Genomic DNA, 17111 nt, shown 5'->3' with positions numbered 1-17111 from the left:
GGCGCGAACTTGCTCGTGAAAAACCCAAGGGCGCCGCGTCGCCCTTGTCAGTTCGCTTCTATAAAAAGCCGGTCAGTTGTCGTAACCCAGGTTCGGTGCGAGCCAGCGCTCGGTCACGGCCAGGTCCTGGTCTTTACGGGCGGTGTAGCTCGTCACCTGGTCCTTGTCGATCTTGCCCACGGCAAAGTACTGCGCCTGCGGGTGGGCGAAGTACCAGCCGCTGACCGCCGCCGCCGGGAACATCGCGTAGTGCTCGGTGAGGAACACGCCGCTGCGGCCCGCGTGCATCTCGCGAGCCTGGGGGTCGAGCAGTTGGAACAACTGGGCCTTCTCGGTGTGATCCGGGCACGCCGGGTAGCCGGGGGCAGGGCGGATACCGCTGTACTGCTCCTTGATCAGCGCCTCGTTGTCCAGCTCTTCATCCTTGGCATAGCCCCAGTAGTCTTTACGCACTTGCTGGTGCAGCCATTCGGCGCAGGCCTCGGCCAGGCGGTCGGCCAGGGCCTTGACCATGATCGAGTTGTAGTCGTCGCCCGCATCCTGGTAGGCCTTGGCCACTTCCTCGGCGCCGATGCCGGCGGTGGTGATAAAGCCACCGATGTAGTCGGTCACGCCGCTGTCCTTGGGCGCCACAAAGTCGGCCAGGGAGAAGTTCGGCTTGCCGTCAGTCTTGATGATCTGCTGGCGCAGGTGATGCAGCTTGGCAATCGGCTGGCCATCGTCGCCGTACAGCTCCAGGTCATCCTCCTGCACCTGGTTGGTCGGCCAGAAGCCGAACACCGCGCGGGCGCTGATGAGTTGTTCGTCGATCAGCTTCTTGAGCATTTCCTGGGCGTCGGCGTACAGCGCGGTGGCGGCTTCACCCACCACCTCATCGGTGAGGATGCGCGGGAACTTGCCGGCCAGGTCCCAGGAAATAAAGAACGGCGTCCAGTCGATGTATTCGGCCAGCACCTTGAGGTCGATATTGTCCAGCACCTTGGCCCCAGTAAACTTAGGCTTGACCGGGGTGTAGGTGCTCCAGTCGAACTGTGGCTTCTTGGCGATGGCCGCCGCGTAGCTCAGGCGTTCGGTGCGGGCGCTGCGGTTGGAGGTGCGCTCGCGCACGTCGATGTATTCCAGGCGGGTCTTCTCGACAAACCCGGCCTTCAGCTCCTTGGACAGCAACTGCGTGGCCACGCCCACCGCACGCGAGGCGTCCGTCACGTAGATCACCGCGTCATTGCTGTACTTGGGCTCGATTTTCACCGCCGTGTGCGCCTTGGAGGTGGTAGCGCCACCGATCATCAGCGGCAGGTGGAAGTCCTGGCGCTGCATCTCGCGGGCCACGTGCACCATTTCATCCAGGGACGGGGTGATCAGCCCGGACAGGCCGATAATGTCGCACTTCTGCTCCTTGGCCACCTGCAGGATCTTCTCGGCGGGCACCATCACGCCCAGGTCGACGATGTCGTAGCCGTTGCATCCGAGCACCACGCCGACAATGTTCTTGCCGATATCGTGTACGTCGCCCTTGACCGTCGCCATGAGGATCTTGCCCTTGGCTTCCGGCTTGTCGCCTTTTTCCAGTTCGATAAACGGGATCAAGTGCGCCACGGCCTGCTTCATCACCCGTGCCGACTTCACCACCTGGGGCAGGAACATTTTACCGGCGCCAAACAGGTCGCCGACGATGTTCATGCCGGACATCAGCGGGCCTTCGATCACCTCGATCGGGCGCGCGAACGATTGCCGGGATTCTTCGGTGTCTTCGACGATATGGGTGGTAATGCCCTTGACCAGCGCGTGTTCCAGGCGCTTGTTGACTTCCCAGCCACGCCATTCCTCGGTCTCGGCTTCCTTGACGCTGCCGTCGCCCTTGTACTTGTCGGCGATGGCGAGGAGGGCGTCGGTGCCGTCCGGCGTGCGGTTGAGCACCACGTCTTCCACGGCGTCACGCAGCTCGGCCGGGATCTGGTCGTAGATCTCCAGTTGGCCGGCGTTGACGATGCCCATGGTCAGGCCGTTGCGGATCGCATACAGCAGGAACACCGAGTGGATCGCCTCGCGCACCGGGTTGTTGCCCCGGAACGAGAACGACACGTTGGACACACCACCGGAGGTCAGCGCATACGGCAGCTCGTCGCGGATGTAGGCACAGGCGTTGATAAAGTCGACGGCGTAGTTGTTGTGCTCTTCGATGCCGGTGGCCACGGCGAAGATGTTCGGGTCGAAGATGATGTCTTCGGGGGGGAAGCCCACTTCATTGACCAGAATGTCGTAGGAGCGCTTGCAGATCTCTTTCTTGCGCGCCTCGGTGTCGGCCTGGCCGGCTTCGTCGAACGCCATTACCACCACCGCCGCGCCGTAGCGCTTGCACAGCTTGGCGTGGTGGATGAACTGCTCGACGCCTTCCTTCATGCTGATGGAGTTGACGATGCCCTTGCCCTGGATGCACTTGAGGCCGGCTTCGATCACTTCCCACTTGGAGGAGTCGATCATGATCGGCACGCGGGAGATATCCGGCTCGCCGGCAATCAGATTGAGGAAGGTCACCATGGCCTTCTTCGAATCGAGCATGCCCTCGTCCATGTTGATGTCGATCACCTGGGCGCCGGCTTCCACTTGCTGCAGGGCGACTTCCAGGGCTTCGGTGTAGTTGTCCTCGCGGATCAGCCGGGCGAACTTGGCGGAACCGGTGATGTTCGTGCGTTCGCCGACGTTGACGAACAACGACTGGCGATCGATGGTGAACGGCTCCAGGCCCGACAGGCGGCAGGCCTTGGGAATGTCCGGGATCTGGCGCGGCGCGTAGCCGGCCACGGCCTTGGCGATGGCCTCGATATGCCCCGGCGTGGTGCCGCAGCAGCCGCCGACGATATTGAGGAAGCCGCTTTGGGCGAACTCTTCGATGACCTTGGCGGTTTGCGCTGGCAACTCGTCGTACTCGCCGAACTCGTTGGGCAGGCCGGCGTTGGGGTGCGCGGAAACGTAGGTGTTGGCCTTGTTAGACAGTTCTTCCAGGTATGGCCGCAACTCACTGGCACCCAGGGCACAGTTCAAACCCACGGAAATCGGCTTGGCGTGGCTGATGGAGTTCCAGAACGCTTCGGTGGTCTGGCCTGACAGGGTGCGCCCGGAGGCATCGGTGATGGTCCCGGAAATCATGATCGGCAACTCGACGCCGAGTTCTTCGTACACGCCCTGCACGGCGAAGATCGCGGCCTTGGCGTTGAGGGTGTCGAAGATGGTTTCGATGAGGATCATGTCCGCACCGCCTTCGATCAGGCCTTTGGTGGCTTCGGTGTAGTTCTCCACCAGTTCATCGAAGGTGACGTTGCGGTAGCCGGGGTTGTTCACGTCGGGCGACAGCGAGCAGGTGCGGCTGGTCGGGCCGAGTACGCCGGCGACGAAGCGCGGCTTGTCGGGGGTCTCGAGGGTCTTGGCGTCGGCGACCCGGCGGGCCAGGCGTGCGCCTTCCAGGTTCAACTCGTAGGCCAGGGCCTCCATGCCGTAGTCGGCCTGGGACACCTGGGTGGCGTTGAAGGTGTTGGTCTCGAGGATATCGGCACCGGCATCCAGGTATGCTTTCTCGATCCCGCCGATCACGTCCGGGCGGCTCAGGATCAGCAGGTCATTGTTGCCCTTGACGTCGCTGGGCCAGTCGGCGAAGCGTTTGCCACGGTAATCCTCTTCCTCCAGCTTGTAGCTCTGGATCATCGTGCCCATACCGCCATCGAGGATCAGGATGCGTTCCTTGAGGGCTTGGTGGAGGGCTTGCAGGCGAGTGCTACGATCGGACATGGGACTACTCTAATCAGGCATTACGGAGGGCGTGGATCATAGCAAACCTGTGCGCTTTTAGAGCCTGCCTGGGTTTTGCATGAATATCGCTCATGTTGATGGCGGGCCGACATCGGTAGAATCGCGGCAATTTTTCAGCGCACGCATTGAATCGGGACCGGATACATGTCATTTCGCCTCATCACCAGCGCCGTCTTGGCACTGGTCGCCTGCCTAGCACAGGCCAACGGACCCGCCCCGGCGTTTTCCTATACCCGCGATATCCAACCGATTTTCACCGAGAAGTGCGTGGCCTGCCACGCCTGCTACGACTCCGCCTGCCAGCTCAACCTGGGCAGTGGCGAAGGCGCGGCACGCGGCGCGAGCAAAGTGCCGGTGTACGACGGCGAGCGCAGCCAGGCTGCGCAGCCGACCCGGCTGTTTTATGACGCCTTTGGCAAGGCCGCCTGGCAGCGCCAGGGGTTTGCCTCGGTACTGGATGCCCAGGGCAGCCAGGCGGCGCTGATGGCGCGCATGCTGGAACTGGGCCATAACACCCCATTGGCGCCCAATGCCAAGCTGCCCGATGAGATTGTGCTGGGCCTCAACCGCCAAAACATGTGCCCGCTACCGGGGGAGTTCGACGCCTACGCCGGCGCGCACCCCAAGGAAGGCATGCCCCTGGCCGTCACCGGCCTGACCGACCAGCAATACCAGACCCTGCAACGCTGGCTGGCGTCCGGTGCGCCTATTGATGAGCAGGGCCTGGCGCCCAGCGCCCAGGAAGCCTTGCAGGTACAGCAATGGGAAAACCTGCTGAACCAGCCCGGCGCCCGGGAAAGCCTGGTGGCGCGTTGGTTATTCGAACACCTGTTCCTCGCCCATATCTATTTCGAGGGCGGTGAGCCGGGGCATTTTTTCCAGTGGGTACGCTCGCGTACGCCCAGCGGCCAGCCCATCGACCTGATCAACACCCGTCGCCCGAATGACGACCCCGGCACCCAGGTGTACTACCGCCTGTGGCCGGTGCAAGGGGTGATCGTGCACAAGACCCACATCACGTACCCGTTCAGTGCGGCGAAGATGGCGCGGATCAAGGCGCTGTTCTACAGCGGCGACTGGCAGGTCGTGGCGCTGCCCGGCTACGGCCCTGGGCGTCGGGCCAACCCGTTTGAAACGTTCGAGGCGATCCCGGCCAAGGCGCGCTACCAGTTCATGCTGGATAACGCCGAATACTTCGTGCGCACCTTCATTCGCGGGCCGGTGTGCCGTGGGCAGATTGCCACGGACGTGATCCGCGACAACTTCTGGACCCTGTTCCAGGACCCGGAACACGACCTGTACATCACCGATGCGCGTTATCGTGGCCAGGCCACGCCGTTGCTGGCGATGCCGGGGCAGAACGATGACGTGGGCAGTGTGTTGGGCCTATGGCTGGCCTATCGCGACAAACGCAATGAATACGAGGCCCTGCGTCGCGACAACTACGCCGACCTGCCGGCGCCAGGCTGGTCGAGCCTATGGGAGGGCAATAACAACGCGTTGCTGAGCATCTTCCGCCATTTCGACAGCGCTTCTGTGACCAAAGGCCTGATTGGCGAAGTGCCACAGACGCTGTGGTTGTTCGATTATCCGTTGCTGGAACGCACCTATTACCAGTTGGCGGTCAATTTCGACGTGTTTGGCAACGTCTCGCACCAGGCCCAGACCCGCCTGTATTTCGACCTGATCCGTAATGGCGCCGAACAGAACTTCCTGCGCCTGATGCCGGCGGACTCGCGCGATGGGTACCTCGATGACTGGTACCAGAACAGCGGCAAGGTCAAGCTGTGGCTGGACTATGAGGCCATCGACAACGACAAGCCCACCGGCCTGAAACTGGACCCGCAGGACCCCAAGCGCGACTTTGCCAACCAGTTGCTTGCCCGTTATGGCGATTTGAATGCCAGCCCGGATCCGATCAACCGTTGCATCAGCGCCTATTGCTCGCGTCCTGGTATCGACCCGCAACTGCGCGATGCCGAACAAACCCTCAGCCGCCTGACCTCCAGGCCGGCGGCCGGGCTCAAGGTGATCGAACAATTGCCGGAAGCCACTATGCTGCGCATCCAGACCCGCAGCGGCAAACGCGAGGTCTACAGCCTGCTGCGCAACCGTGCCCACAGTAACGTGGCGTTTATGCTGGGCGAGGCTTATCGCTATCAGCCGGGCCTGGATACCCTGACGATCTACCCGGGCGTGCTCAGCAGCTACCCCAACTTCATCTTCAACGTGCCGGCCGAGGATGTGCCTGAGTTCGTCGAGGACATGGAGCGGGCCAGGGACGCCAAGCGTTTTGAACGGATTGTCGAGCGCTGGGGCATTCGCCGCAGCCACCCGCAGTTCTGGGAGTATTTCCACGATTTATCGCAGTACGTCCGTGAAACCACGCCGGTGGAAGAGGGTGTGCTGGATATGAATCGCTACGAGAACCTGTAAATATGGATTTGCCTGACAAAAATACTAGGACTTTGTACCGCCGAGGCGATTGGCGTAAACTGCCAGCAAGCCTGTGAGGAGTTCCCATGACTGCCATAACCATTACCGACGCCGCCCACGATTACCTGGCTGACCTGCTGTCCAAGCAGAACACCCCGGGTATCGGCATCCGCGTCTTCATTACCCAGCCTGGCACCCAGTACGCAGAGACGTGCATTGCCTACTGCAAGCCGGGCGAAGAAAAGCCTGAAGACACCGCCCTGGGGCTCAAGAGCTTCACTGCGTACATCGACGCCTTCAGCGAAGCGTTCCTGGATGATGCGGTGGTCGACTACGCCACCGATCGCATGGGCGGCCAACTGACCATCAAGGCGCCCAACGCCAAGGTGCCGAACGTCAACGCCGACAGCCCGGTCAACGAGCGCATCAACTACTACCTGCAAACCGAGATCAACCCGGGCCTGGCGAGCCATGGCGGCCAGGTCAGCCTGATCGACGTGGTGGATGACGGCATCGCCGTGCTCAAGTTCGGTGGCGGCTGCCAGGGCTGCGGCCAGGCCGACGTGACCTTGCGTGAGGGCATCGAGCGTACGTTGCTGGAGCGGATTCCCGAGCTCAAGGGCGTACGTGACGTGACTGACCATACGCAGAAAGAAAACGCCTACTACTAAGGCGTTCGCTGCAAACAAAAAACGGCGCCCGTGAGCGCCGTTTTTTATTGATTTAAATTAATGAGTTACACGAGCTATCTAACAAAGAGAATCAACTGTAGGAGCGGGCTTGCCCGCGATGACGCTGTGCCAGGCGACTTATCTATCGACTGTTTCACCGCTACCGCAGGCAAGCCAGCTCCCACAGGTTGTCTTGCGTGGTGTCAGGGCCGGTAGAGGTGGGCATGGCCTGCGCGATACAGCGAGGATTCGCTAAAGCCGTCGCTGGCCAGCACCCGGCCCACCACAATCAGCGCGGTGCGCCGGAACCCCTTCGCCGCGACCTTTTCGACAATGTCCGCCAAGGTGCCAATGGCCCAGTCCTGATCCGGCCACGTTGCCCGGTGCACCACGGCAATCGGGCAATCCGCACCATAATGTGGCAGCAGTTCGGCGACGATTTTCTCCAGGTGATTGACCCCCAAGTGCACCGCCATGGTGGTGCCATGGCTGGCCAGGCTGTCGAAGGATTCCCCCGCAGGCATCGTGGTTTTGTCGGCATAGCGGGTCAGGATCACGCTTTGGGCGATATCCGGCAAAGTCAGCTCCGCCTCCAGCAGCGCGGCACACGCGGCCACCGCAGTCACCCCTGGAATGATCTGGAAGGCAATCCCCAGCTGGCGCAAATGACGGATTTGCTCGCCAATCGCGCCATACAGGCTTGGATCGCCGGAGTGCACACGCGCTACGTCCTGGCCTTTTTCGTGGGCGTCCTTGATCAAGTCAATGATCTGCTCCAGGTGCAGTTCGGCACTGTTGACCACCAACTGGGCCTGATGGCCTTCAAGCACCGCGGCAGGCACCAGGGAGCCGGCATAGATAATCACCGGGCAACTGCGGATCAGCCGCTGGCCTTTGACGGTAATCAGTTCCGGGTCGCCGGGGCCTGCGCCGATGAAGTAGACGGTCATGGGACATTCCTGTGAAAAAGCGGGCAAGGCGGGCTGTAGATGAAGACCGCTCATGATCAAGGACGGGGATTATCGGGAATTCAGCCGGCGCACGCCAATGCAAAGGTGGCTTGCGGGCTTTTCTGGCGGTTGATCAACAGGCGGGCAGGGCGCTGGGCCAGCTGCGTGGCCAGGGCCAGGGCGGCGCTTTCAGCGATGCCATGGCAGCCGGTATGGGCAAAGGCGACGGCAGAGCGGTGGCTCAGTTGCGCTTCATGGCTCGCCAGTTGCTGGGCACTGAAAAACTTCAGCGGCAACCCCAGGCTGGCGGCCAGGGCCAGTAAACCCGGCTCATCCTGCTTGCGGTCGATACTCGCCAGTGCGCTGATGTGCCGAGGGTCGATCCCTGCGCCAGCCAAGGCTTCATTGAACAGCGCCAATAACGCCTCGACGCTGCAACCACTCTGGCAACCCAGGCCGACCACCAGGGCCGGCCGGGTGTTGGCCGTTGTCATGCCGAGTACTGATCGTCGCGGTTACGCCGGAACAACCAGGCACTGATCAGGCCCAGGGCCAGCCAGAACGCAACGTTGGTCAGCTGCGAAGCGATCTTGAACTGTGCTTCCAGGGCTTCTGGGGCGAGCATCGAGTGCACTTCGGGCTGTGGCGCGCCAACCACATGGGGCACCGCCAGGATGGCCACGCCGAGGATCTTCAGCAGCCAGTTGCGACCAAACACAATCAGCGCAATGCCGGCGGCAGTGGAGGCTGCAGTGCCGATCCACCAGATCTGCCGTTGCGCCAGGTCCGCCGCAGCGGTGCCGGGCAGCTCCGGTGGCAGGCCGAGGGTCGGCGCCAACACAAAGGTGGCGTAGCCGGCCAGGCCCCAGAGCAGGCCCTGGGCGGTGCGGGTCGGGGCACGCAGGGTGTAGAGGCCAGCGAGCATCAGTGCAAAACCCACGGCGACCACCAGGTTGCCGCCAGTGGTGGAGAGCACGCGCTGCCAGCCATTTTCCGGCTCCCAGGCTTCGGCGTCGTGGCTGTGGGCCGCAACGCCAGGGGCATGCTCATGTACCTCGGTCGCGGCCGGGGCGTTTTCGAAGGTTTCTGCCTGCAGGATTAGCGGGGCCACCCAGAAGCTTTGCAGCAGGGTCAGCAACAGGGCGGCCAGCAGGCCGGTGAAACCTGCGGTTTGCGCAATTCGCTTGATCATGGCGGCAGGTCTCAGTGGCACGGGAAGGCGGCGCTGTGGCGCGTATCGTGGGCAGCGTTGTGCACGGCCTCGATGTGCGAGAACCCGGCGAAATACACCAGGCATGCACCGAGGATCGCCGCGCCGATGGCGGCGGTCAGGCGTTGGCTCAAGGTGGCGGAGCTGCTGGCGGTGTGTGAGGTGCTGCTGATGATCGACATGGCACGTCCCTTTCGAGTGGCAGGGTGACACGAGCGCATGAAAACCCCGCGAGCCGGGCACGCAGGGTTCTGAACAGCGCCCGCCCACCGCGGGTTTGTTATTTGATTTTTCGGGCCGGTCTCCGGGCTTGCGAGGGGGCTCTCCTGAGTCCTGAAAGCATCGCCTTCCCATGCCAAAAGCACAGTGGCTGTGACGCTTCGCTCGCTTACCGTTGCGGGGGCAGCACCGGATTGGTCATGCATGCATGATTGACCGGTTTCCCGTTTCACCCTGTAAAGGGCACCCGAAACAAGATGTGTAGGAGAGCATGGCCAGAGGGCGGGCGTCAAATAGACGAATTGACGCCTGCCTGATCAGCCAGGGCGACGCGGCGACGTGGAAACCCAATCTTCTGAGTAAAAAATACTGCCCAACCCAAATCTGTTGTCTGGTTTGCTTGGACGTGAGAGAGAGACAGGCTTTGTATCCAAATCCCAAAGCAGGTCAGGCCGCTTAAGAAGTTCTTGGGCAACTTTGGTTGCATTGTACGAAAAGTGGCGGGTGCTTCTTGTTTGGCGTGCGGCCTCTCGCAGTTCGTTAAAGTTTACATAATGATCTTTGGGACCTTTGGCAAATTCGCGAAAGTAAATTCTCGCTTGGTCCAGCAGGGCTGCATCGCTGAGACTTTTGAAGTCTCCAGCGATAAGAGCGACTTGGTCCCAGGTCACATTACCGGAGTGCGAACCAAAGAGTGACTTGACTAGTTCTGGGCGGTTGATGACCTGCTTTGCAAGCTCTACTTGCTCTTGTGTGGCATCTCGTCCGTCGTGTAGTTTGCCTCTCGCCATACTTTTAAGCTCATCCAAGCGAAAGCTGTTGGATGTTTTAGCGCCTGGGACTTCCAAATCTATGAAATGGGCCAGTAGTTTTTCGGCCAGCATCGAGTGGGTGTAGCTCTCAAAATACGGAATGTCCGATGAGATGTTTTGTGTCGGTGCTAAGGTGGGAGAAGCGTCTTTGGGGAGTGTAGTGCGAGGTGCGTTAAGCATAGGCGCACTGGGTTGAATGCTTGCTGAAGACTTCATCGTGTTTGTATCCCCATTGAATAGGTGGGCTTGGGGTTGGATTGTTTGGAAAGCTGCCTTGAGAGTGAGTGATGTTTTTCAAGGCTGCTGTTCCTCGTGCTAACTGCGAAATGGATTTCATTAAATTACAGCACCTCTTTAACTCGTGTGGGCTGGATAGCCAGGCTGGATTCAAGGCGGGCTTTTACATAAGGTGCTTTTACGGTCTGCACTACGTACAGGTCTTTGTAGTGCTGGCTAGTAACGCTCCTGAAAAGGCGATTAGGGGGCAGGTATGAGCAAACGTATAGTCAAAATTGTCCATGTCATAACGTTGAGCTGGTCTCCTGCCAGGTCAGGGTCTATCAGAAATACTATCGGCTGATGTCTACGACAAAGTACGGTGGGAAACATCATTGTTCAGTGTCTGCAAAGATGGGAGGTTATTGGTTTTAGGCGTTATAGCGAGTGATATTGGTTGAATTGCGTTTTCTGTTGGATTGATTGTCATCGTTCCAGCTAACGTGGATGCATATTCAGTGTATTCAGTGGGTTGGTGAGAGGTGCGATAGTTATGTAGTGTTCGCGGCGTGACGGTTTCACTTTGGGTCCCCAGAGGTGAGGTGCACCCTTGAGTCACTAGATGCGTTTAGCTGCGCGACGTTGACCAGCTGCCGGGCACTGCGTAGCCTTGCACGTTCGAGGTTCTTCGGCTGCGGCCGAAGCTAAGAAGGGAACGCGGTCCAAGCCGCGGCTGCCCCCGCAACTGTAAAGGGTTTATCTGACTGCCACGCCACTGCCTGTACCAGGCGGGAAGGCGCAGCCAGCGCCAGCCGCAAGGCCAGCAAGCCCCAAGCCAGGAGACCTGCCTCGCAACCGATTTTCCATTTCAACCGGGCGGGGTGATCCGGTGACGAATCCAGCACCTGCGCCGCCGCAGGGCCAGTCGTCCCGTATGCCCGCCCCAAAGGGCATCCGATGAAAACACTGGCCAAACTCCCCGTCACTATCGTCACCGGCTTTCTCGGCTCGGGCAAAACCACCTTGCTGCGCCACATGCTGGACAACGCCCAGGGCCGGCGCATTGCGGTGATCGTCAACGAATTCGGCGAGCTGGGCATCGACGGCGAGATCCTCAAGCAGTGTTCCATCGGTTGCACCGAAGAAGAGGCCAACGGCCGTGTCTACGAACTGGCCAACGGCTGCCTGTGCTGCACCGTGCAGGAAGAGTTCTTCCCGGTGATGCGTGAACTGGTGGCGCGCCGTGGCGACCTCGACCATATCCTCATCGAAACCTCCGGCCTGGCCCTGCCCAAGCCGTTGGTCCAGGCCTTCCAGTGGCCGGAAATCCGCAGTGCCTGCACGGTTGACGCGGTGATCACCGTGGTCGACAGCCCGGCCGTAGCCGCCGGCACCTTCGCCGCATTCCCCGACCAGGTCGACGCCATGCGCAAACTCGACCCCAACCTGGACCACGAATCGCCACTGCACGAGCTGTTTGCCGACCAACTGGCCAGCGCCGACCTGGTGATCCTCAATAAAACCGACCTGATCAGCCCCGAAGACCTGGCCCGTGTACGCCTGGAAGTCGCCGAAGAACTGCCGCCAGCGGTGAAAATCGTCGAGGCCAGCAGCGGCCGCCTGCCCCTGGACGTGTTAATTGGCCTGGGCGCCGGCTCCGAGGAGCATATCGACGGGCGCCATAGCCATCACGATCATCACCACGAAGGTGAAGACGATCACGATCACGATCACGATGCGTTCGATTCCATCTCCATCGACTTGCCCCAGGCTGATGAAGCGCTGCTGCTCGACGCCCTGAGCCAATTGGTGGTGCAGCACGGCATCCTGCGGGTCAAAGGCTTCGCCGCGATCCCCAACAAGCCGATGCGCCTGTTGATCCAGGGCGTGGGTACGCGCTTTGACAAGCACTTCGACCGCGCCTGGGGGGCTGACGAAGCACGCATCACGCGTCTGGTGCTGATCGGCCAGGATCTGGACGCAGCAGGCCTGGAAGCGCAATTGCGCGCTGCCCTCAGCGTTTAACCCATGCATCTGCTCAGGACCCAGCCCGGTGGCTTCGTCTCCGATGACAACATCGCCGACCTTGGACAGACCCCCGCCGAGCTGGTGATCCTGTGCAGCGGTGATTCCAGCCTGGCGCTGTTGGCCGAAGCCGCCCAGCAACTGCCCGACGACTACCCGAGCCTGCGCCTGGCCAACCCGATGCAGGTGCAGAATCACGCGTCGGTGGACCTGTATGTGGACGAGGTGTTGCGCCACGCCAAGGTCATCCTGATATCCCTGCATGGCGGCATCGGCTACTGGCGCTACGGTATCCAGCGCCTGGTGGAGTTGGCCGAGCAGGGCGTGCAGTTGATCCTGGTGCCGGGGGATGACCGTCCCGATCCCGAACTTAGCGGCCTGAGCACCGTGGATGCGCAGGCGCGTGACCGCCTGTGGCACTTTCTGCGCCAGGGCGGGCTGGGGAATGCGCTGGATTTCTATCGCTGCCTGGCCAGTAGCTACCTGGGCCGCGATTACCCCTGGGCCGAACCGCAAACCCTGTCGCGCACGGCGATTTATCACCCCCGCATCGCCAATGCGCGCCTCAGTGACTGGCAGGTGGACTGGAGCACCGATTGGCCGGTGGCAGCGGTGCTGTTCTACCGCTCGCACTTGCAGGCGGCCAATACCGCTTTTATCGACGTGTTCTGCCAGCGCTTGCAGGCGGCGGGCCTGAATCCGCTGCCAATGGCGGTGGCCAGTTTGAAGGAGACCGGCTGCCTGACGGTGGTCGAGGATCTGCTGGATGAGGTGCAGGCGGCGGTGATACTGAACACCACCGGCTTTGCCCAATCCAGCCCGGAAACGCCCCATTTGCGGCCGTTTCGCCGCAATATCCCGGTGATCCAGGCCATCTGCGCCCAGGACAACCAACCCGGTTGGGAAGCCAGCGAACAAGGCCTTGGCCCGCGCGACCTGGCGATGCACATTGCCTTGCCGGAACTGGACGGGCGCATCATCAGCCGCCCGATCAGCTTCAAGGACCTGGCCTGGCGCAGCGAGCGCAGCCAGTCGGACGTGGTGTGCTACCGCGCAGCCCCCGAACGCATGGACTTTGTGGCCGAACTGGCGCGGCGCTGGGTCGAACTGGCCCGGGTGCCGAATGCAGAGAAACGCATCGCCCTGATCCTTGCCAACTACCCGACGCGCGACGGGCGCATCGGTAACGGCGTGGGCCTGGATACGCCGGCTGCGGCTTTGAATATCCTGCTTGCCCTGCAAACCAAGGGTTATCCGCTGCCGCTCACGTTGCCGGACAGCGGCACCGCCTTGATCCACGAGCTGCTCGGCGGTGTGACCAACGACCTCGACAGCCTCGACCTGCGCCCCTGCCATCAAAGCCTGGGGCTGGACGATTACCAGGCGATGTTCAATCGCTTGCCCGAGGCCAACCGCCAGGCTGTGCTGGAACGCTGGGGCACACCCCATAACGATCCGATGTGCCGCGACGGGCGTATGATGATCGCCGGCCTGCGCCTGGGCCTGACCTTTGTCGGCATCCAGCCGGCGCGGGGTTACCAGGTGGATGCCAGCGCGGTGTACCACGACCCGGACCTGGTGCCGCCCCACGCTTACCTGGCGTTTTATTTCTGGCTGCGCCACACCTACGGCGCCCACGGCGTGATCCACGTGGGCAAGCATGGCAACCTGGAATGGCTGCCGGGCAAAGGCGTCGGGCTGTCGGAGAACTGCTGGCCGGATGCGTTGCTGGGGCCGCTGCCCAATATCTACCCGTTTATCGTCAACGACCCGGGCGAGGGCGCCCAGGCCAAGCGCCGCACCCAGGCGGTGATCATCGATCACTTGATGCCGCCGCTGACCCGCGCCGAGACTTACGGCCCGCTGCGTAACCTGGAACTGTTGGCGGATGAGTATTACGAAGCGCAGTTGCTCGACCCGCGCCGCGCCCTGGAACTGCAAAAGGACATCCTCAAGCTGGTGCGCGAAACCCGCATCGATCAGGAGCTTGCGCTGGATAACGAGGCCGACGCAGCCGTGTGGCTGCCGCGCCTGGACACCTACCTGTGTGACCTGAAGGAATCGCAGATCCGCGACGGCCTGCATATCTTTGGCGAATCGCCCGAGGGGCGCCTGCGTATCGATACCTTGTTGGCCCTGCTGCGCATCCCGCGTGGCGACGGGCGCGGCCCGCAATCAAGCCTGCTGCGCGTGTTGGCCAAGGCCTTCGAGCTGGGCTTTGACCCGCTCGATTGCGCCCTGGCCGAACCCTGGACCGGGCGCCGCCCCGACGTGTTGCAGAAGATCGACGGGCAGTTGTGGCGCACCGCCGGCGATACTCGCGAGCGTCTGGAGCTGTACGCGGCGCGGTTGATCGAACAGGCACTGGAAGGGCCCCTCGAACAGCTTGAGGAGCCCGGCTGGGAAGATGTGAAATCCGTGGTCGAAAGCCTGCGCATCGTCGTCGCACCGCGCCTGGATGCCTGTGGCCCGGCGGAAATGCGCGGCTTGCTGGATGCCTTGGACGGTCGTTTCGTACCGGCGGGGCCTAGCGGCGCACCGAGCCGTGGGCGCCTCGATGTGCTGCCGACCGGGCGTAACTTTTTCACCGTCGATGTGCGTAACCTGCCCACCACCACTGCCTGGCGTATCGGCTTCCAGTCCGCCAACCTGATGCTTGAGCGGCACCTGCAGGACCATGGTGACCATCTGCGCCAGCTCGGGCTTTCGGTGTGGGGCACCGCGACCATGCGCACCGGCGGTGACGACATCGCCCAGGCCATGGCGTTGATGGGCGTGCGACCGGTATGGGCCACGGGCAGCCAGCGTGTCGATGACTTTGAAATCCTGCCCATCAGCTTGCTCGACCGCCCGCGAGTTGACGTTACGTTGCGGGTGTCCGGGTTCTTCCGCGATGCCTTCGCCAACCTGATCCGCTTGTTCGATGCTGCGGTGCAGGCGGTCGCGGCGCTGGATGAACCGGACGACCTAAACCCCCTGGCGGCTAAGGTGCGCAGCGAGCGTGAGGCGCTGTGCAAGTCTGGCCTGGATGAAGAGGCTGCGGCCAGGCAGGCCGGCTGGCGCATTTTCGGGGCTAAGCCCGGTGCCTATGGCGCGGGCGTGCAGGGCGCCATTGACGCTCGCCTGTGGCAAAGCCGCGCAGACCTGGCCGAGGTCTACCTCAATTGGGGTGGCTACGCCTATGGTGGCTCTGATGAAGGCACTGCGGCCCGTGAACAGTTCGCCCAGCGCCTGAGCCAGGTGCAGGCCGTGTTGCAGAACCAGGACAACCGCGAGCACGACTTGCTCGACTCCAATGACTACTACCAATTCCAGGGCGGCATGCTCGCGGCCGTGGAAACCCTCAGTGGCAGCAAGGCTGCCAGCTATCATGGCGATCACAGCCAGCCGGACCTGCCGAAGATCCGCACGCTGAAGGAAGAGCTGAACCGGGTGATCCGCTCCCGCGCGGCCAATCCCAAGTGGATCGAAGGGGTCAAGCGCCACGGCTACAAAGGCGCGTTCGAGATGGCGGCAACGGTGGACAATCTGTTTGCCTTTGACGCCACTACTGCGCTGATCGACGATCACCAATATGCAATGCTGGCCGATGCCTACCTGCTCGACCCCGACACCCGGGCGTTTGTGCAACAGCACAACCCCGACGCCCTGCGCGACATGACCGAACGCATGCTGGAAGCCCAGCAGCGTGGCATGTGGCAGGAACCGGGGGCCTACCGCGAGGCATTGGAAAACCTGTTGCTGGACATAGAAGAAGACAGTTGATGACTGACATCCCCCATTTCCCACTGTCGGCAGTGGTCGGCGCCGACGACCTGAAGCTTGCCCTGTGCCTGACCGCCATCGACCCGAAGATCGGTGGCGTGCTGATCGAAGGCCCGCGCGGCATGGCCAAGTCCACCCTGGCCCGTGGCTTGGCGGACCTGTTGGCCAGCGGGCAGTTCGTCACCTTGCCGTTAGGCGCCACCGAAGAGCGTTTGGTCGGCACCCTGGACTTGGATGCGGCGCTGAGCGAAGGCCGCGCGCAGTTTTCCCCGGGCGTGCTGGCCAAGGCTGACGGTGGCGTGTTGTACGTGGATGAAGTCAACCTGCTGCCCGATCACCTGGTGGACTTGTTGCTCGACGTCGCCGCCAGTGGCACCAATCTGATCGAGCGAGATGGCATCTCCCACCGGCACTCGGCGCGTTTTGTGCTGATCGGCACGATGAACCCGGAAGAGGGCGAGTTGCGCCCGCAGTTGCTGGATCGGTTTGGTTTTAACGTGGCATTGAGCGGGCAGACTTTGCCGACCGAGCGCGGGCAGATCATTCGCCGGCGCCTGGATTTCGATAGCGACCCCGGCGCTTTCTGCGCGCAGTGGGCTGACCAGCAAGCGGCGCTGCGTGCGCGTTGCACCGAGGCCCGTGCACGCCTGGAAAGCATCGCCCTGGATGACCAGGCCCTGGCGCAGATTACCGAGCGCTGCTTTGCCGCCGGTGTCGACGGCCTGCGTGCCGATCTGGTGTGGTTGCGCGGCGCGCGGGCCCATGCGGCGTGGCGCGGGGCTGCGGCCATCGCCGAAGAAGATATAGAGGCGGTTGCCGAATTTGCCCTGCGCCATCGTCGCCAGGAGCAAGCACCGCCTGCCAGCAGGCCCGATCAGGGCCAGGCGCCCCAGCCTTCAGATAGCGCGTCGGGCCAGGGCCAATGGGGCGACATGCCCGCACCCGCATTGCCCACCGGTGCTCGCCGAGAAGTGCCTAGCTGGCCAAAAAAGTCCTAGGCATC

Annotated in this window: 11 protein-coding genes and 2 riboswitches; of the genes, 5 read left to right on the top strand and 6 right to left on the bottom strand. The window is 62.2% G+C overall.

Features of this window, described 5'->3' with window-relative positions:
• Positions 1 to 72: 72 nt before the first annotated feature.
• Complete coding sequence (gene metH, locus HBO05_RS02350; protein WP_169953279.1) at positions 73 to 3783, bottom strand: methionine synthase; 3711 nt, start codon at positions 3781 to 3783, stop codon at positions 73 to 75.
• Between the two features lie 165 nt (positions 3784 to 3948).
• Between metH and HBO05_RS02345 the strand changes: the two genes are divergently transcribed.
• Both HBO05_RS02345 and nfuA read left to right on the top strand, forming a co-directional pair.
• Positions 3949 to 6240: a fatty acid cis/trans isomerase gene (locus HBO05_RS02345; RefSeq protein WP_172311521.1), complete on the top strand. Its 2292-nt coding sequence runs from the start codon at positions 3949 to 3951 to the stop codon at positions 6238 to 6240.
• Between the two features lie 86 nt (positions 6241 to 6326).
• Positions 6327 to 6911: a Fe-S biogenesis protein NfuA gene (gene nfuA / locus HBO05_RS02340; RefSeq protein WP_003190728.1), complete on the top strand. Its 585-nt coding sequence runs from the start codon at positions 6327 to 6329 to the stop codon at positions 6909 to 6911.
• Positions 6912 to 7114: 203 nt separating this feature from the next.
• On the opposite strand, the gene cobM is transcribed toward nfuA, so the two are convergent.
• The 5 genes from cobM to HBO05_RS02315 form a co-directional block, all read right to left on the bottom strand.
• Positions 7115 to 7861 carry a precorrin-4 C(11)-methyltransferase gene (cobM, locus tag HBO05_RS02335; RefSeq protein WP_169953283.1) on the bottom strand — a complete coding sequence of 249 codons (747 nt, stop codon included), beginning with the start codon at positions 7859 to 7861 and terminating at the stop codon, positions 7115 to 7117.
• 80 nt (positions 7862 to 7941) lie between these two features.
• Complete coding sequence (locus tag HBO05_RS02330) at positions 7942 to 8355, bottom strand: cobalamin biosynthesis protein (RefSeq protein WP_169953285.1); 414 nt, start codon at positions 8353 to 8355, stop codon at positions 7942 to 7944.
• Positions 8352 to 9053, bottom strand: coding sequence for a CbtA family protein (locus tag HBO05_RS02325; RefSeq protein WP_170057262.1), 702 nt, complete (start codon positions 9051 to 9053; stop codon positions 8352 to 8354). Before HBO05_RS02325 ends, HBO05_RS02330 begins: the two co-directional genes overlap by 4 nt.
• Before the next feature lie 11 nt (positions 9054 to 9064).
• Positions 9065 to 9253: a CbtB-domain containing protein gene (locus HBO05_RS02320; RefSeq protein ID WP_131696627.1), complete on the bottom strand. Its 189-nt coding sequence runs from the start codon at positions 9251 to 9253 to the stop codon at positions 9065 to 9067.
• Between the two features lie 95 nt (positions 9254 to 9348).
• Positions 9349 to 9556: riboswitch (cobalamin riboswitch) on the bottom strand.
• A gap of 51 nt (positions 9557 to 9607) precedes the next feature.
• On the bottom strand, positions 9608 to 10318 hold the full coding sequence (locus HBO05_RS02315) for a hypothetical protein (protein WP_169953289.1): 711 nt from the start codon (positions 10316 to 10318) through the stop codon (positions 9608 to 9610).
• A 664-nt stretch (positions 10319 to 10982) separates the two neighbouring features.
• Positions 10983 to 11185, top strand: a riboswitch (cobalamin riboswitch).
• 90 nt (positions 11186 to 11275) lie between these two features.
• Between HBO05_RS02315 and cobW the strand changes: the two genes are divergently transcribed.
• Genes cobW through HBO05_RS02300 form a run of 3 tightly spaced genes read left to right on the top strand, consistent with a single transcriptional unit; the run spans position 11276 to position 17106 of the window.
• The gene (gene cobW, locus HBO05_RS02310) at positions 11276 to 12343 is read left to right on the top strand and encodes a cobalamin biosynthesis protein CobW (RefSeq protein WP_170057263.1); all 1068 of its coding nucleotides are present in this window, start codon (positions 11276 to 11278) and stop codon (positions 12341 to 12343) included.
• Positions 12344 to 12346: 3 nt separating this feature from the next.
• Positions 12347 to 16108, top strand: coding sequence for a cobaltochelatase subunit CobN (cobN, locus tag HBO05_RS02305; protein ID WP_172311519.1), 3762 nt, complete (start codon positions 12347 to 12349; stop codon positions 16106 to 16108).
• Positions 16108 to 17106 carry an AAA family ATPase gene (locus HBO05_RS02300; RefSeq protein ID WP_172311517.1) on the top strand — a complete coding sequence of 333 codons (999 nt, stop codon included), beginning with the start codon at positions 16108 to 16110 and terminating at the stop codon, positions 17104 to 17106. The genes cobN and HBO05_RS02300 overlap by 1 nt, the downstream gene beginning before the upstream one ends.
• The last annotated feature ends 5 nt before the right edge of the window (positions 17107 to 17111 follow it).

The sequence above is a fragment of the Pseudomonas sp. WS 5079 genome (assembly GCF_012985465.1).
Taxonomy (GTDB): Bacteria; Pseudomonadota; Gammaproteobacteria; order Pseudomonadales; family Pseudomonadaceae; genus Aquipseudomonas.
This window is presented reverse-complemented; position numbering and strand designations above follow the sequence as displayed.

What these genes read in the sequence shown, in the direction of transcription:
- HBO05_RS02325 (WP_170057262.1), bottom strand. Translation starts at nt 9,053, where the DNA reads ATGATCAAGCGAATTGCGCAAACCGCAGGTTTCACCGGCCTGCTGGCC.
- cobW (WP_170057263.1), top strand. Translation starts at nt 11,276, where the DNA reads ATGAAAACACTGGCCAAACTCCCCGTCACTATCGTCACCGGCTTTCTC.
- nfuA (WP_003190728.1), top strand. Translation starts at nt 6,327, where the DNA reads ATGACTGCCATAACCATTACCGACGCCGCCCACGATTACCTGGCTGAC.
- HBO05_RS02300 (WP_172311517.1), top strand. Translation starts at nt 16,108, where the DNA reads ATGACTGACATCCCCCATTTCCCACTGTCGGCAGTGGTCGGCGCCGAC.
- HBO05_RS02320 (WP_131696627.1), bottom strand. Translation starts at nt 9,253, where the DNA reads ATGTCGATCATCAGCAGCACCTCACACACCGCCAGCAGCTCCGCCACC.
- HBO05_RS02330 (WP_169953285.1), bottom strand. Translation starts at nt 8,355, where the DNA reads ATGACAACGGCCAACACCCGGCCGGCCCTGGTGGTCGGCCTGGGTTGC.
- HBO05_RS02345 (WP_172311521.1), top strand. Translation starts at nt 3,949, where the DNA reads ATGTCATTTCGCCTCATCACCAGCGCCGTCTTGGCACTGGTCGCCTGC.
- HBO05_RS02315 (WP_169953289.1), bottom strand. Translation starts at nt 10,318, where the DNA reads ATGAAGTCTTCAGCAAGCATTCAACCCAGTGCGCCTATGCTTAACGCA.
- cobM (WP_169953283.1), bottom strand. Translation starts at nt 7,861, where the DNA reads ATGACCGTCTACTTCATCGGCGCAGGCCCCGGCGACCCGGAACTGATT.
- metH (WP_169953279.1), bottom strand. Translation starts at nt 3,783, where the DNA reads ATGTCCGATCGTAGCACTCGCCTGCAAGCCCTCCACCAAGCCCTCAAG.
- cobN (WP_172311519.1), top strand. Translation starts at nt 12,347, where the DNA reads ATGCATCTGCTCAGGACCCAGCCCGGTGGCTTCGTCTCCGATGACAAC.